The organism is Robertmurraya phoenicis (assembly GCF_047302285.1).
GTDB lineage: Bacteria > Bacillota > Bacilli > Bacillales > Cytobacillaceae > Robertmurraya.
Genome location: NZ_CP154845.1, coordinates 503,174 through 520,391, shown reverse-complemented (window position 1 = coordinate 520,391; position 17,218 = coordinate 503,174). Strand labels below are relative to the sequence as shown.

15 protein-coding genes are annotated in these 17,218 nt (G+C 33.0%); 2 read left to right on the top strand and 13 right to left on the bottom strand.

Going from position 1 to position 17,218, the window contains the following annotated elements:
* Positions 1–66: 66 nt before the first annotated feature.
* The 3 genes from AA0X71_RS02440 to AA0X71_RS02430 are packed head-to-tail and all read right to left on the bottom strand — an operon-like array spanning position 67 to position 3,216.
* Entirely contained in the window at positions 67–1,389 is a 1,323-nt protein-coding gene (locus AA0X71_RS02440; RefSeq protein WP_413358804.1) for a lipopolysaccharide biosynthesis protein, read from the bottom strand.
* A gap of 48 nt (positions 1,390–1,437) precedes the next feature.
* Positions 1,438–2,274 (bottom strand): polysaccharide pyruvyl transferase family protein, encoded by an 837-nt coding sequence (locus AA0X71_RS02435; RefSeq protein WP_413358801.1) that lies wholly within the window; start codon positions 2,272–2,274, stop codon positions 1,438–1,440.
* A 24-nt stretch (positions 2,275–2,298) separates the two neighbouring features.
* Positions 2,299–3,216 carry a glycosyltransferase family 2 protein gene (locus AA0X71_RS02430; RefSeq protein ID WP_413358799.1) on the bottom strand — a complete coding sequence of 306 codons (918 nt, stop codon included), beginning with the start codon at positions 3,214–3,216 and terminating at the stop codon, positions 2,299–2,301.
* Between the two features lie 215 nt (positions 3,217–3,431).
* Between AA0X71_RS02430 and AA0X71_RS02425 the strand changes: the two genes are divergently transcribed.
* Positions 3,432–4,793, top strand: coding sequence for a transposase (locus tag AA0X71_RS02425; RefSeq protein WP_413358797.1), 1,362 nt, complete (start codon positions 3,432–3,434; stop codon positions 4,791–4,793).
* Between the two features lie 52 nt (positions 4,794–4,845).
* Here AA0X71_RS02425 and AA0X71_RS02420 read toward each other — a convergent pair whose 3' ends face one another.
* The 10 genes from AA0X71_RS02420 to AA0X71_RS02375 all read right to left on the bottom strand — a co-directional run bounded on the left by AA0X71_RS02420 (position 4,846) and on the right by AA0X71_RS02375 (position 15,749).
* Positions 4,846–5,604: a hypothetical protein gene (locus tag AA0X71_RS02420; RefSeq protein ID WP_413358795.1), complete on the bottom strand. Its 759-nt coding sequence runs from the start codon at positions 5,602–5,604 to the stop codon at positions 4,846–4,848.
* 121 nt (positions 5,605–5,725) lie between these two features.
* Positions 5,726–7,051: an O-antigen ligase family protein gene (locus AA0X71_RS02415; RefSeq protein ID WP_413358793.1), complete on the bottom strand. Its 1,326-nt coding sequence runs from the start codon at positions 7,049–7,051 to the stop codon at positions 5,726–5,728.
* A gap of 23 nt (positions 7,052–7,074) precedes the next feature.
* Positions 7,075–7,857, bottom strand: a complete 783-nt coding sequence (locus tag AA0X71_RS02410; RefSeq protein WP_413358791.1) for a glycosyltransferase family A protein — start codon at positions 7,855–7,857, stop codon at positions 7,075–7,077.
* Positions 7,858–7,955: 98 nt separating this feature from the next.
* The gene (locus AA0X71_RS02405) at positions 7,956–9,122 is read right to left on the bottom strand and encodes a glycosyltransferase family 2 protein (protein WP_413358789.1); all 1,167 of its coding nucleotides are present in this window, start codon (positions 9,120–9,122) and stop codon (positions 7,956–7,958) included.
* A 20-nt stretch (positions 9,123–9,142) separates the two neighbouring features.
* Positions 9,143–9,766: an acetyltransferase gene (locus AA0X71_RS02400; RefSeq protein WP_413358786.1), complete on the bottom strand. Its 624-nt coding sequence runs from the start codon at positions 9,764–9,766 to the stop codon at positions 9,143–9,145.
* Positions 9,763–10,407 carry a sugar transferase gene (locus AA0X71_RS02395; RefSeq protein ID WP_413358784.1) on the bottom strand — a complete coding sequence of 215 codons (645 nt, stop codon included), beginning with the start codon at positions 10,405–10,407 and terminating at the stop codon, positions 9,763–9,765. The genes AA0X71_RS02400 and AA0X71_RS02395 overlap by 4 nt, the downstream gene beginning before the upstream one ends.
* Positions 10,404–11,522, bottom strand: a complete 1,119-nt coding sequence (locus tag AA0X71_RS02390; RefSeq protein ID WP_413358782.1) for a DegT/DnrJ/EryC1/StrS family aminotransferase — start codon at positions 11,520–11,522, stop codon at positions 10,404–10,406. The genes AA0X71_RS02395 and AA0X71_RS02390 overlap by 4 nt, the downstream gene beginning before the upstream one ends.
* A gap of 589 nt (positions 11,523–12,111) precedes the next feature.
* Complete coding sequence (locus AA0X71_RS02385; protein ID WP_413358780.1) at positions 12,112–12,294, bottom strand: hypothetical protein; 183 nt, start codon at positions 12,292–12,294, stop codon at positions 12,112–12,114.
* 314 nt (positions 12,295–12,608) lie between these two features.
* Positions 12,609–14,435 (bottom strand): polysaccharide biosynthesis protein, encoded by a 1,827-nt coding sequence (locus AA0X71_RS02380; RefSeq protein ID WP_413358777.1) that lies wholly within the window; start codon positions 14,433–14,435, stop codon positions 12,609–12,611.
* 375 nt (positions 14,436–14,810) lie between these two features.
* Positions 14,811–15,749: a Wzz/FepE/Etk N-terminal domain-containing protein gene (locus AA0X71_RS02375; protein ID WP_413358774.1), complete on the bottom strand. Its 939-nt coding sequence runs from the start codon at positions 15,747–15,749 to the stop codon at positions 14,811–14,813.
* A 412-nt stretch (positions 15,750–16,161) separates the two neighbouring features.
* Here AA0X71_RS02375 and AA0X71_RS02370 point away from each other — a divergent pair, with 412 nt between their 5' ends.
* A complete protein-coding gene (locus AA0X71_RS02370) occupies positions 16,162–17,097 on the top strand; it encodes a LytR family transcriptional regulator (RefSeq protein WP_413358772.1) in 936 nt (311 codons plus the stop codon).
* Positions 17,098–17,218: the final 121 nt, after the last annotated feature.

Here is a 17,218-nt window from a genome sequence, read left to right as displayed (position 1 = left end):
AATGATATCAGAAACGGCTTCTACAATATCACCACATTACCTATTAGATAAACTATTCTTTCAATCTTATTTTGTTTTTGTTCTATTTTTACTAGTTATAAATAACACAAAAAACAAAATGGCATATAATACAAAATAGCCGTTGTTTATTAATTCTAAAAAGGTTTCTATTGGAAGATTTTTCACTTTTGTAAATGCATATATTACAATTGCCACGATAATAAAGAGAAGCTGTATTAATAATTTTAATAACTGTTTCCCTGAAATGATGAAACCATTCATTAACCCTGTTACAACAAATCTTATTGCAAATAATGGAACCATGACCTTTACAAATAGCCCACTTCTTGACCATTCCTGTCCAAAAATTAATGAAAATATTGGTTCAGCAATAAACCATAAAATAGTGAATCCTATTGCTGAAATTATAAGAAGTAATAAAGAAGTACTGACAAACGTAGAATAGAAATTTCCTTTTTGCTCCTTTTCTAAAGTTGCTTTTCTAAAGAAAACTTTACCTACATTATTGCTTATTAAAGATAAGGGTATCGCTAGTATACTCATAGATAATGCAAAATAACCTGTTTCTTCAACGCTATATAATGAATTTATTAAAATCGGGAGGATAGAAAATGATCCCATTGTTACAAATAGTCCAGGCATTGAGTAAAGGGGCTGCACTTTATACTTTAAAGCGATGCTTTTCATTTCTGAAAAAGTTGCACTGAAAACGTCATTGCGATTAGCATTGATAGTTTGTGCTTGCCTTCTTATACCAAATATAGTTGCAACAAATTGGGAGACTATTAATCCTATAAAGTTAAATCTAAATAGACCTAGAATTATTTTTAATATGTTTGATGTTATAGACCGTTGTAAAGCTATTTTAGACATCAACTTATATTGCTCAAATCTATTATTATAAGATTCTACTATCTTGACTAATCCACTAAATAAAAGTAAAGGGGCCACCATTATTATCCATATACCTGTTTCTTCAAATGTAGTCGGATAAATAATATTAAATATAATTAAACAAATTGAAATAATTAAAACTGTGATAGATAGTACATAAAATGTTAATGCACAAACAACATTAGCTTCCTTATCAGTTTTAGCTGAGATGATCCCCATCTGATATTGTAAAGTCACAAGAGGTGTGAAAATTGTAACCATTGATGTAATCAATGACAATATACCAAAGTCTTCTGGAGTATATAACCTTGTTATTATTGGTTGAGAAATAATATTAAATAATTGTGCTAAAAGAACACCTGAAGATAGAATTGCTATGTTTTTAAATCCGCTATTAGTGATCAATCTATTAAGTTGTGATTTAAATGCAATCAGATCCTCCCCCCTATCATCAATTAAAAATACACTTAACAAGTTTACTTACTAAAATTGCATAAAAATATTTTATTACTATATTAGAACTTATAAAAATCTAGAAAAACTAGCGATTATTTCTTCTTGTTTCTTCTCTACTTGTTTTTTGGAAATTAAATAGTCATCAATGATACTATTAATCGTTGGGAATTCACCTTCTTTATAGGATGCAGAGTTAGATTTAACATTAAAAGATGAGTAATAATCATCAAACTTATATCCATCACCAACTAAGTTATTTGTATAAACTAATCGCTTATTAGGGATACCAAAACTATCAGCAACAATCAATCCATGTAGACTACTAGATAGGATAAATTCACATTGTGATATTGTTTTCAGTACATCTAGAGGATCCGCGGTTATATCAATAAGCACACTTCTTTGATATTTTTCTGTTAACTCGATAATTCTAGCTTCACCCTTTTCCCTCATATGTGGAATAATTCCCACTTGATACTTTTTCTCAGGTTGTTTTTTTAGCAATAATGAAGCTAACAAACCACCGTCACCTGTAGGGACATCAAGTTTCCTATTTAAAATTTTCTCCAATCTACTCCTGGTAATTTCCCCTCTTACAGAAGCTACATTAACTCTTCTTAAAGAGTACTCTGGATCATTGGAATACCTAATAAAGCCAGCTGACCAAATTTGAACTGGAGGTACTACTCTTCCAAGAACCCTACGTGCAATTGATTTTGGAGACTTTTTCAATTGAGACTCTGGTATAAAAAACCTGGGCAACCCACTTCCTATTCCCGTAGACTGACATCTTAAACTATCACTGTGTACAATAGAATATCCTATAACATCTTCTATTACTAACTTATTAAGTAAATCTCCAAGGTTTTGCGTTTCTGAATAACAAACTTTAATTTTTTTCATAATTTAGTCCTCCATTGCTATACATTAATTTTCTATTCTATATAAAGGCTTTCCTTGAATTTTTTTAATAAAACCAGCTATTAAATACTTATTGAAAATGAAAGGAGCTATTTTCATCATCCTGATATATAGTTTTAAAGCACCCTTTAAATCATTATTTTTTAAGTAGTTTAATAATACACCTCTATACCTAAATGAATATATATTTTTTTTGGCATTTTTTATTTTATTTTCACACTCATTTATTTGGTCATAATAATACTTAAAAAAATCATCGAAATTCTTTTCGTTTTTTCTCGGATCAGCTACATTCGACCTATCCGCTAAATCAATGTATGCCAGAACCTCTTTTACTAACCCTATTCTATAACCAGCCTTAAAATATCTTAAAATAAACGACACATCTTGATTTCTTTTTAAACGCTCATCCCAGCCACCAATTTCTATGGCAACCGTTCTCTCCATTATTATCATATTAGTATCTATAATATTATTCCCAAGAAACTGTTCATACGATAAATCACCAACTCTATATGGTTGAATCTCTTTATGATGGTACCTTAACCCACAATATGCAGCTTTATATTCTGGATGACTTAATAGGTATTTTACTTGTTTCTCAATTTTATCTGGATAAAAGTAGTTGTCATCATCCAGAAAGCAGATATACATACCATTTGCATATTTAATACCTGTATTACGTGCAGCCGAGCCATTTTTGTTTTCCTCATGTTGAATGTATATTACATTACTAATCTCTTTATAATTCCCCATAATCTCTTCTACATTTTTTCTATCTCTTGAATTTGGATTGTTATCGTCAACAATAATAACCTCAATATTTGCATAAGTTTGATTGAGAACAGACTCAATCGCTCTCGGTAACATCTCAGCCCTTTTATAGGTTGGGATTATTGTACTTACTAATGGTTTACCATGCATATTTATCCTCCATAAAGAATTTTGTATTCCTTTTTATGTCATAATTAACTCAAACTTCGCACCTAAATAATTCGGAGGAAGTCTTGAGTCTATTTGGTTAATCAATATCTCATTATGTTCCTTGACAATAGTTCAAACAATACAAAAAACACCTCATTCTTTGGTATAGTGAAATTGTCCAGAAATCACTACCAAACAGAAGAGGTGCCTTCTATATGATAGAGCATAATGAACAACATAATCAACTACCAAAAGAATTAAAATCAGTTTTCGGTGAATTAGAAATTGGTAAACACCTTCGAAAAGCTGGTATTAAGAAAAGGTTTGGATTTTCAGCTTTCTATTTGTTTCAACTTGTATTTTGCCTAATTTTTCATCGTAAAAGTTGGTTCAGCCTTCTTCAATCAAAGAAGGGAGATCAATATCCAGCTAAAGATTCTGTTTATCGTTTTATGAACCACTCTAGTTTTGGATGGCGGCGATTCTTAACTTTTTTTAGTGCAAGTACCATTCAAAAAGTTAGTATCCTTACGGATACAAAACGTCCAAAGGCATTAATAATTGATGATTCTATGTTTGACCGTAACCGAAGTAAGAAAGTGGAGCTTTTAGCTCGCTGTATGGACCATTCTTCCTTAACTAAACGTTTTTACAAGGGGTTTAGAATGCTTACTTTGGGTTGGTCTGATGGCTTTAGTTTTATGCCTTTAGATTTTACATTATTGAGTTCGAAGAACTCACAAATTAACGGAATATCTAAAGATATCGATAAACGCAGTACTGGATATAAGCGTCGACTAGAGGCCTTAGAAACAGCTCCGTCAGTAGTTCCAGGAATGATTGAAAGAGCCCTTCAAGCTGGCGTTCCAGCTGATTATGTGTTAATGGACACTTGGTTTACACAACAACCTCTCATTAAATCAATTGTTGAAATTGGCCTTGATGTAATCGGAATGGTTAAAGATACAAAGCAACGATATCTAATTAATGGTGTCAGATTATCTTTGAAAGAGCTTTATTCTTTTGCCACACCAGTTCAAGGAAAAAAAGGAATCCTAAGATCCATTTCGACAACGATGGCTAATGGAATAGATGTAAAGGTTGTGTTTGTACAAAACCGTAATAAAAAGAGTGAATGGCTTGCGATTCTCAGCACCGACAATACGCTTTCTGAACAAGAAGTAGTTCGAATCTACGGAATGCGTTGGGATATTGAGGTCTTCTTTAAGACGACCAAGTCCCTTTTACGTCTACAAAAGGAATTCCAAGGCATGTCATATGACTTGCTTATTAGCTATACAACAATTGTTTTTTCTAGATACATTGTTTTGTCGTGGCAAAATCGTTGCAACACAGATCAACGCACATTAGGTGGTCTGTTTTATGAACTTTGCGATGAAGTAAACGAACTTGATTGGGCTGTATCTTTACAGCAATTAATCGAGCTTCTTGAAGATACCCTAAAAAAGACAAACAAAAGAGTACAAAAACTAATCAAAAGTCAACTTCAGCAATGGATCGCTAGCCTTCCCAAGTATATCAAGGCTTATTTGTCGATTTCACTCTGCGAAGTTTGAGTAATTAATATAAAAATATGATATTCTTTCTATAAAGGCAAATTAAAATAAATTAATAAAGAGCAGATATTATTTCATTTTTTGCAACAGATAAATTACTATTTTGTACTTCAATTATTTTAACTCCCTCTTTTTTCAAATAGGATAAAAGTCGTTCATTAAATTCTTCCATGTCTACAAGTACTTTCCTAAATTCGTTTCTTTTATAAATTCTATAACCTACCGGAATACCTTGTTTACGTTTTTCCATTCTATTAATAGAGTTATCAATATCACACTTAACATTTACAACTACCTCTGGAAACTCTATTGTTAAGAAAAATTCTTTTAATATAGTGTCAAGGTTGTTATTCTCACTATACATGTAGATATTTAAAACCCTATGCACAAAGCCCTCATCCATAAGAATTAAATTTTGATTACTAGTATCTTTTTTAACAACTCCCCATTTATATATATCCATTAGTAAGTATTTTAATATATAGTTTCTTCTCTCGGGGACTGCAGTTGTCACTATCGTATTTAATAGATTTGTATATATATTACTATGTTCCACCATATATTTGATTATTTCTTCACCATATGTCGATGCAGGAATATAACTACCTCTTAAAAGTTTTATTAATAATACAAATCTTAGGTATCCTATCAAACCGTTTCCTTGATTCCTAATTTGCCCTTTTAAAGAATCCTTATACTGTTCTTTAAAGAGTTCTACTTTTTGACTTTTTTTTAATTCATCATAAACTAAATTACAAAGAGTTGTTTTACCAGATCCTGGAATACCCATAAATTCAAGTCTTTTTACCATAATACTTTCATCCTATCTATTTAAATCCAATATTGTAATACAAAATTTTTATTACATTTAATTATTATTTGGTTTTTTAAACTTACAGTTATTAAATAGATTTATATAATTATTACTTAATCTATTTTGTAATTTGTAACCTTTTTCTCCCAATTCTTAACATCATGAGTATTATGAATACAATAATCCAAAATCTTGGTTGCATATAATCTGCACGATATATAGAACTTACGGATAGATGTACAGATAGTATGAAAGATATAAGAAAATACTGGTTATCATAAATATTCTTTAATGACTCCCGGATAAACCTATAAAATATTACTACATAACAAATAAAACCTACATATCCTAATTCATATACCGTATCTGCAAATAAGTTATTAGATGTTGGGTGAACTGGAGTTCCATTCGGTAGGTATTGTGTTAGTTCTAAATAATTATAAGAACTGGGTCCGTGACCGAATAATGCAGTAACGATCCCCCCGTCAAAAGACCAAATAAACGACATAACAATCATGTACATCCGAGCATGATTATTGATATCAAAAAACGAATCTAATCTTCCAAAAACAGGAGATGTTAATTTTAGCAATTGTTCATAATAGTTAAAAACAGCTATGGTTAAAAAAATCAAAATTAAAAAGATTGTTCCCAAATGCTTTCTTTTAAACTTATAACCTTTATATTTCATATAGCCCAAAACAAATACTGGAAGAATTATTAATAAATTTAAGTATCCTCCTCCTGAATACGAAAATATTAAGACAAATAAACTAATCAGCATTATAATCTTAGGACGCTTACTAACTATGAATGAAATAATTAATAAATCTATTACCAAAGGAGCTAGGAAACTAGGCTCATTTGCAAAAGAAGTGAGGCGATTATTTATAAAGAAACCCGTCCCATGGACACTATGAATAAAGTCACGAGTCTCAATATTGATATATGGTATCCCTATTAGGAAATGAAAAAATTGCCAAACCCCAAAAATAGCAAATATTAATAAGCCATAGTAGTAATATTTAATTAAGTTATTAACTTCTTTTTCAGACCATTTGATACACATTGTTAAGAGACCGGTTAATATCGTAATATTTAAAATTACTAAAAATATTCTTCCTGGGATATTTCCCATTACATATTTCAAATAATTAGAATCGTTCTGTGTCAACAGTACGTAAGCTACACCAATAATAGAAAGGTATATCGGTATTATAAATAGTAATACTGTATTTTTTTCAAATGTAGTTAAAGTTAACTTCTTTTTTTTCAAAAAATAAAGGAGAAAATATAAAAAAGTTACTATCATTATTGCAACCGTAGTTGGTATTACGGGAAAAATATCTTTAAACCAAGATGAAACTCCGAATGGAGCTGCAATAAAAAGAAAGTATATCAGTCTTTTACTTATATAGGAGTCCCTAGTTTTTATTTTTTTCACCTACTTCTTATCAAAATGGATAACTATTTATTAATAGCTTTAATACCATCGGCCATCAACTTATAAGCATTCAACCAATTCTTTTCTTTATCAAACATTTTTCTATGGCGAATTACGAATTGTAAAGCTAATAGATTTGACCATTTCTTTGATAGACAACCATATAAAGCACCTTTATCAAAAAAATACTTATCAGTATATCCCCTAAACCATGTAGATTCTTTCTGACTTACTTTACCAATTAAAGAAGGGTTTGCATATACTTTTAACCCCTTATTAATAGCTTCAAATATGAATAGGCTGTCCTCTCCTGAACTGTATTTAGCTCCGCCTCCAAATAATAATGAAAAATAGATATTTTTTTCTTTAAATGATTCAGTTTTTATTGCCATTCTATACGTACCATATTTAAGTGAATTGAACCATCTAACACGCCTATGTTGTGCAATTTTTTTAGATTTTCTTTCAGGATTGCTACTTGGCACATTGAAAACAATCATATCAGCATCGGGCTGTTGCTGGAACGCATCAATGACCAAATTTTTATAGTTATCTACATAAGTCACATCATCATCAGCAAATAGACAAATGTCTGCTGTTGATCGCATAAGTGCGGTATTTCTGCTTAAACCGACGCCTCTCTCTGCTAATGAAATAATTCTTATATTATTCCCCTTGTACTTAAATTCTTCAAAATTATTTGTATTACACTGATTAACAATGATTGCTTCTGATTTAATATTCATTTTTTCTAAAAGGCTATGATCAGTTTGATGCATAGTTGATACCAGAACTTGAAGATTCATTTAAGTCGCCCCTCTATATTAAAAAATATACTGAAAAATTTTAGCCATAATAGAATTATTTAAAGATAGTTATAAATATAGTAAGTTTTCTAAACACTTCATCTTGTACTCTCAGCCTTCTCCCAAAACGGTTTTGCCTTTCCAGTCAATATATTATAGACTCCAACCCATTGTGCAAGTATTGTTACACAATAGTAATAAACTAGAGTCATATATTTATTATTCGATTTCGTGATTACTCTCACTATTGCTAAAAGGTAAAATAGCACTTGCCCCGCAAACATAAATATATAAATCCATGACTCAGGTATTAGTAAGGCATTAGTTATAAAAACTAATAGGTGAGAAATCCATAATAAATATCTACATGTTCTATGTCCAAAATAAAAATATGAAAACCATTTATACTTAAATATGTTTAGTATTCTCAAATCAGGTAATATATGTTTAAGAATAATACGATTCATCCTTACTTTACGCCCGATTTCATCTTCTATAACTTCTCCAGCTTTCTCATAGGCGATAGCATCATGGTTTGCAATTGCCCTTTTACCTTGGAGTGCATATAACGGAGGCATTGCACTATCATGACATTGAATTGGATCAAAGTCATAGTAATCCCTCGTCCTACAAGCATATAATGCTCCATTACCGGCAGTTATTGACTGTATTCTACCTTCAATCTCACGTGTAGCTAGATCACTGTCCCAATAACTTGCTTCAGCATTACTCACATCACTAGAACCATGATTTATAATAGATAATCTTCCTGATACATAAGCAATATCGTCTGCAGTAAAAGAGGCCATAAGTTCTTTAACAGAGTTTTTATCCATTATTGAATTAGCATCAGTCATTACTAAATACTCAGTTGTTACCGTTTTTTGTGCTTCATTCTGAGCATTTGTTTTTCCTTTTCGTGCTTTAACTTCATAAAGTCGTATATTCATGTTTTGATGTTCTATCATGAATTGCTTTACGATATCATTTGTTTTATCAGTACTATTATCTGATGCAATTAAGAATTCAATTTTATCTCGCGGATAATCTAACTCTATAATGTTATTTAACTTTTCTAGTATTACTTTTTCTTCGTTGTGGGCAACTACCATTACAGTTGCTGTAGGTTGATGCTTATAATCTTTATCAAGCCTTCGATTCTTTAATAATTTCCCAATAAACTTCAACGATAACGGATAACCTACCATTGCCCATACTATAATAAATCCACTTATATAAAATAAAATTTTATATAATAATTCCATTTGATTTCTCCCTTATGCTTTTAGTAGCCTAACTTTTTTGCTGGTGTTCCAACATAAACTCCCGGTTCGTTTATGTCCTTTACCACAACCGAACCAGCACCTACTTTGCAGCCGTTAGTGATATTTATATTATTACTAACTACACTGCCGATCCCTAACCAAGATCCCTTTCCAACTTTAACTGTGCCAGCTAAATGGGCTCCTGGTGAGATATGAACAAAATCTTCAATATTATTATCATGGTCAATTGTAGAACCTGTATTAACTATGCAGCCCTTACCTATTTTGGTATAGCAGTTAATAATTGCTCCCGCCATAACAGCTGTCCCATTTCCAATATCTACATGTGACCCTATAACTGCATTCGGGTGAATTAACACCGGAATAGTAGCCCCAGATGTTTCAAGCATTTCATGAATCATTTGTCTCGTAGTACTATTACCAATACCAACAAATATTTCGTACTCATCTAAATGTGTAAAAACATCATCTGAAGTGCCAATGACCTCTAAACCCATTGATGTTTTAATACTTTCGTCATCATCTAAAAAAGCAATGATCTGCCATTTATTCATCTTCAATGCAATGTCCGCCACAACTTTTCCGTGTCCGCTAGCCCCAATTATTAAAAGTTTGTTTTTCATATTTCCATTCTTTCCTTTTTGGTTCCCTTAAAAGGCTCAATAGTAGCAGCAGTTTCTGAATTAATACCCTCTCTGACGAAAACCTTTCTTATGGTTGAAAAAATTATCTTCCAATCCTCAATAAAACTAACATTGTCCACATACTCAACATCAAGATTAAATTTATCTTCCCAACTAATCGCATTTCTGCCATTAACCTGTGCCAAACCAGATAGTCCTGGTCTTACTTCATGGCGTCGTTTTTGATGATCGTTATACAAAGATAAATACTGCACTAATAGTGGCCTAGGTCCAACAATGGACATATCGCCATTCAAAATATTAAAAAGTTCAGGTAGTTCATCAAGAGATGTAGAGCGTAGTAGCCTACCAAACTTTGTCAGCCTAACACTATCAGGCAGCAACTCCCCTTTATCATCTCTTTCATCCGTCATAGTCCTAAACTTATACATCATAAAAATCTCATCATGCAACCCTGGTCGTTCCTGCTTGAATAGTACTGGGCTGCCCAACTTTGTTCTCACAAGTGAAGCAACTATTAGGAATACCGGACTAAGAACAATGATAGCGAATAAAGAAAGTATGAAATCCATAGGTCTTTTTATAAACCTTCTATAAATACCACCTTTGGAATTTTTCATTTTTCTATCCACAATCCTTTAATATTCTTTACAACTCTTTCTAAGTCTTCATCTGTCATCTTCGTATCAGAAGGTAAACATACACCATTTTCAAACAATTTCTCCGATACATCCGTTCCAACAAAATTATATTTCTCAAAGAATGGCTGCAAATGCATTGGCTTCCACACTGGCCTAGATTCAATATTCTCTTTTTCAAGAGCCTCCATAATATCGATTGGCCTTATCTTGCCTTTCAAAGTCATTGAGCTTAACCAGAAGTTTGGTTCATTCCACTCATTTCTTGGCATGAACTCAACACCCTCGAGTCCACCGAGCTCTCTTTTATAGAACTCAAAAATATATCTCTTCTTCTCAACTCTCTTATCCAACACCTTAAGTTGTCCTCTACCAATTCCTGCAACAACATTACTCATACGGTAATTATAGCCTAATTCGCTATGTTGATAATGCCTTACTTGATCTCGTGATTGAGTGGCCCAAAATTTTGCCTTAGCAATTCTTTCTTCATTATTAGAAACAAGCATTCCGCCCCCGGAAGTTGTGATAATCTTGTTTCCATTAAAAGAGAAGATGCCATAATCACCAAAAGTTCCAGTATGCTTACCGTTATAGTAAGTACCCAGAGACTCAGCAGCATCTTCAATAACGGCTACGTTATGATTCTTACAAATCTCCATAATTTTATCCATATCTGCTGACAAACCATATAGATGAACAACCAATACTGCCTTTACTTCTGGATACTTTTCAAACGCTTCTTCTAATGCTTTTGGGCTCATATTCCAAGTTTCAAAATCACTATCGATAAATACGGGAATGGCATTTTGATAGATGATTGGATTTGCAGTAGCTGAGAAAGTAAGTGTAGGACAAAAAACAATATCCCGTTCTCCAACTCCTGCTGCTTTAAGAGCTAAATGAATAGCGGCTGTTCCTGAAGATAGTGCCGCAGCAGCTTTCAATCCAACCATTTCTGACAATTCCCTTTCGAACCCATTTACGTTTTCACCAAGGGGCGCAATCCAGTTTGTATCAAACGCATCCTTTATATATTTCATTTCATAGCCTTCATCACTCATATGAGGTGAAGAGAGGAATATTCTTTTTTTCACTCTTTCTGACTTCCTTCCCTTAATTAGAGATTTTTAGCAAATTAGGACTTTGTTGGAATCTATAATACTCCTCCAATCAACTACTAATCTGCTAAGCTTCATCACATCAATCTAAGACACATTTCAATACAAACAAGCTATTAAATATTTATCTATCCACTAGAAATTAAGTTTCTTATTTTTTTCCACTTCAATTACCAATTATCTTCATTCAAAGCACTAATATCTAATTCTGTAAGTAATATTGTTACAATAGTTTACTTTATATTATTAACTTTAACAGCATAAAATATCCCCTAGCGTCATAATTGAATGGGTTCAAAATGCGCAAAGGGGCTGACTGCTTTTTATGCTTTAATCTCTTCTAATTTTACCAATCTTTCCAAATAGCCCAATATGTCATCTCGCAATGTTCCATCCTTCAAAGCATATTCCTACGTCGTCTTCACACACCTTTGCTTCTCCCCACATCATATCACTTACCCTCAAAATCATATGCAAATACAGGTTGAATTTGGTTCAATTTTTGAATGGTATTTATTGTACCTCCCAGTTTCTTACTGCTCCAGGAACCTAAAGAACTCAGGTGTTAATATATATCTAACATAATCGCTAGACCGGGTACTGTCTGAACTCCACTTACCGATAAATAAGTTTCTTTATATTGAATAATTAGTCGTTTAAGACAAGGAATTTCACTTTGAACGATATCCTCCCATAATAGAACTGCGAATAGTTCATCTCCAATAAAATTGCGTGCATACAAAACCACATGTCCTTATCCTTTTGGCTCCTTTGAAGAATGTAGTGAATATCGATTAAGTTGAGAGAGTTCTGTACCTTATCAAGTTACTGTTTTTTAGTTTCGCTGCATTTCAAAAGCAAGATCAAAGTGTACTTAAATTACTCCTACTCTTTGACCGTCACGATAATAATAATAATAATAATATCTTCGCTACCTCAAACTACTGCTTCTTCAAAAATATACTATATCGGCAGTTTAATTGGTAACATTCCTATCGGCAACGCTTTTGTTGCGGTAGAATCTTGTGCCGAGTCCATAAAGCCACTTCCTTTCAACTCAAGTTAATTTACTACCTTTCGCTTTAACATTATTCCATTATTTGCTAATCCTAATACAAAAGACTGTAAATCTTCCTCGCTCATTTCAATATACTTCTCTAATAAGTAGTTAATTTCTTCACGAGGCTGTAATGTCGATTTTCCAATAAAGATTTTTGGGAAGACAGGCTCCTTATGAACTTCATTTTCATTAAGTAATTCCTCAAACATTTTTTCTCCAGGCCGTATCCCAGAAAACTCAATACCAATGTCTTCAATTGCGTAACCGGATAAGCGGATTAAGTTCTTCGCTAAATCGACTATTTTAACTGGTTCTCCCATATCTAACACAAATATCTCTCCACCTCGGGCAAGCGCACCCGCCTGGATGACTAATCTAGACGCTTCTGGTATAGTCATAAAATAACGTGTCATATCGGGATGTGTAACCGTCACAGGTCCCCCTGCTTGAATCTGCTTTTTGAATAACGGAATGACGCTACCACGACTACCAAGCACATTGCCAAATCGCACCGCTACAAACTTCGTCTGACTATCTTTTGCCAAATCTTGAATCACCATTTCCGCAATTCGTTTCGTTGAACCCATTACATTTGTTGGGTTCACTGCTTTGTCGGATGATACCAAGACAAATGTTCCAACTCCAAACGTGTTTGCTGCCTCAGCCACATTCTTCGTACCGATCACATTGTTCTTTACTGCTTCCTTCGGGTTATACTCCATTAATGGTACATGTTTATGAGCGGCAGCGTGATAAATAACATCAGGCTGATACTTTCTCACCACATCAAAGATCCGATCACGATCTTGAACATCCGCGATTATCGGAATAATATTTAATTGATTCCCATATTTATTACGTAACTCCATATCAATTAGATAAATAGAATTCTCGCCGTGTCCTAGAAGAAGGAGTGTAGCAGGTTGAAATTCACATATTTGCCGACAAATCTCCGAACCGATCGAACCACCTGCACCTGTTACTAGAATCGTTTTTTGAGAGATTTTCTTTGAAATACGTTGAATATCTAATTCAACTGGCTCTCGTCCTAATAAATCCTCTACTTCGACATCACGAAATTGATTCACCGAAACTCGCCCGAGCATGACATCCTCAACCATTGGCATAATCACCGTTTTTGCATTTGTTTTCGAGCATTCTTCAAAGATTCTCTTCATCTCATCCTTTTTCAAAGACGGGATCGCAATAATGATTTGTTCAATATTATATTTATCTACAGCTTGTCCTATATTTCTTGTATGTCCAAGCACCGTTAAACCATGGATTTGCAAACGATATTTCAAAGGTGCATCATCAATAAACGCAACAGGATGTATCCCTGTATCTTGATTATGGAGAAGTTGGCGAGCTAGCATGCTACCTGCCGCACCAGCACCCACTATAAGTGCACGTTTAACATTTTTTTGTGGCTTTATATAACGATCCCGAAGCATTCTCCATGAAAATCGCGAACCACCGATAAATAACACATGTAACAGCCATGTAATAAAAAAAGCCCGTACGTAAATATCATCAAACACGGCCCATTGAATTATAGTTGTCGTCCCAATCGATAAGGTGACAGCTTTTACAATCGCAAATAGTTCTGCCACACTAGCATATTCCCACGCTTTATTGTATAGCTGATATATACTCGCATACAAATGATGGCTAATTAATAATGTAATGGACATTAGTAACAACGGTTTAAAGGTAAAAATTTGCAACTGTAGTGTAGGATTAATAATGATATAACTTATATAGATTGCTGATAAGACGATAACCGAGTCTAGTATACCTAAGAATGCGACTCTTTTATGATACGACAATCTCAAGCCCTCCCTTGTGCTTCTTAAATTCTAGTAATCTCTCAAATAAATATCTAATGATAATACATGTAATTCCCACATGTCCTTTCATTAGATATTTATTTAGATGGGCATTTAACCCTCCCTCATGCCATACTAAGGGCTCGTTGGTCCCACAGTATAGCCGAGTACCTCATTGATAATGGTAAGGAGACATCACCATTGTCTTATCTAGATTTTCATCCTTTAAAGAACCTAGTTTTTAAAAAAACTACGCATAGAGAGCAAAGTGGACGACTTATCACTAAAAACATACCAACGAGATATAGACGTCCACCCTTTTTAAGATAACTTACACATTGCCTTTTATAACAAAACTAGATTTTTTTGTAATTACTATGAATCTTTTCCTGATTCTTTCCAATAATGCACAAAGAACACAATTCCCACACTTGCTATTAACCCAATAACCATCGATATGGCCATATTCAACATTTTTTTCGGACCCACAGGATTCATAGGAACTTCTGGTGCTGCAATTAATGTAAGTTTGTCTTCAACATTATAAAGGCTGGATACACTTCGAGCTTCTTCATAATTTTTACTGTACTTGTTGTATAATTCAGTTAGAGTATTAACCTGATTATTTAACTTTTGGAACTCTACTTGTTTATTTTTATCAAGACTTTGGATTTCTTCTAAATACTTATCATCTACATTTAAAATATACTGTTTTTGTCCTGAAGTTAGTGCATCTAATAGTACAATGGTAGGCAAACCTTCTGCCGCACGGGCTTCGTTGTATTTCACCAACGCTTGGTCAAGGTTTTCTTTTTCAATAGAGAGCTGTTTCTCGTATTGATGTGCTAGATCTGTAAGACGTTCGGTAACGGCTTCTCCAATATAAACATTTGCTTCCGTTATAATGGCATCCAATGTTTTGTATATTAACTCAGAATCTTTTCCACCTAAAGTAAGTGTTACCATGTTCGACTCTGTTGCTGTCCCAACAGTAAGACTGTTTATAAGCTCGCTCACAGTCCAGTCCTTTAGATTATGATTGTCAATTACTCGTTTTAGAAATTTTTGTGATTGTACACGTTCGCTGTACACTTGAGGAGACACGACTTCGTTTAAGTAAGTGTCGATATTACTATTACCTTCTTGTTGTGTGTTATTAACTAAAATCGTTGCTTTTGTTTCATAGGTTGGATCAAGAACAAAATAACTTACAATCGCTGCCGCAAGTACGGAAAGTATGGTGATAATAGCAATTAGCTTCTTTCCTTTAAGTACTACTTCTATTAATTCTCTTAAACTTATTTCTTCCTGCATCAGTATTCTCCTTAAATGTAATGAAATGTAAACTTAGAACGTCTTAAATAATAGCACTTTTCGACAATTTCTTCTATAAAATTAAGTAATTTCCTTTATTTTCAAAATCAAAAACATTCCTATTATATATTCAAATGATAAAAAGCTAATTCTACCAATCAAATTTCTTCTTATTATATTTAAAGTCAAACAAATTCATTATAACATATTTTTACATTAAATAGGTTTATTATACTATTTACTTTCATGTTGAACTTAGTAGCTTTTTACTAAAACTTAATAGATAAGTCATAAAAGTTTTACAAAACAAATGCATTCATCACCTCAATACGCTATATTCTTTTCGTCTTTTATTTGGTATTCTATAGGTTGAATCAGAAAAATATGTAAATCTTTGGAGGAATTTGATGAAATGAAAAGAGAAGAAAGAAATAAAAAGAAAAAACGGAAATGGTTGCGTATAACTGGCATCACATTACTTATTTTACTTATCGGAATTGGAGCTTATGTCTTTTCAATATATAAATCTTTAACAGCTGCTGTAGACACCATGCATCAGCCAATTTCACGAGAAATCTCAGATAAACGTACTGATAAAGTCAACTTTGGTGAACAAGATCCATTTTCTGTTCTATTATTAGGAGTCGACCAACGGGAAGGTGATAAGGGACGTTCTGATACGATGATTGTTCTTACTGTTAATCCCGCTTTAGAATCAGTTAAAATGTTAAGTATACCTCGTGATACAAGAACCGAAATAATTGGTCGTGGGACACAGGATAAAATTAATCACGCATATGCTTTTGGAAACGAAGAAATGTCAATGGCAACTGTAGAAAACTTCCTTGATATTCCGATTGATTATTATATCAAAGTAAATATGGAAGGTTTCCAGGATCTCGTTGAGGCTGTTGGTGGTGTCACTGTTAATAGTTCTAGTAGCTTCACCCAGGATGGGCATCAATTTAACGAAGGACAAATTAACCTGAACGGTGAACAAGCACTTTCTTATGTAAGAATGAGAAAGAACGATCCGAAGGGAGACTTCGGTCGTCAAGAAAGACAACGTCAAGTTATTCAGGGCGTTATTAATAGAGGGGCAAGCTTTAACTCTTTAACTCGATTTGACGATATCTTTGGCGCACTCGGAAAAAATGTTAGAACCAATATGTCATTTGATGACATGATGGATATTCAAAAGAATTATAAGGAAGCACGACATAATATTGACCAGTTACAGCTTTCAGGTAAAGGCCAAAAGATCGATGGGATATACTACCAAATTATCTCTGATGAAGAAAAACAACCGATTATCACTGAGTTAAAAGAGCATTTGGCATTGAATTAATATCCGAAGGCTAACAGAATAAAGAATCTGTTAGCCTTTTAAAAAATTTCTTAAGAGAAGAACTAACAAAATTTAACCTAATATACACAGTTAAACTCTTTTCAAGTATAAATAAATGGGT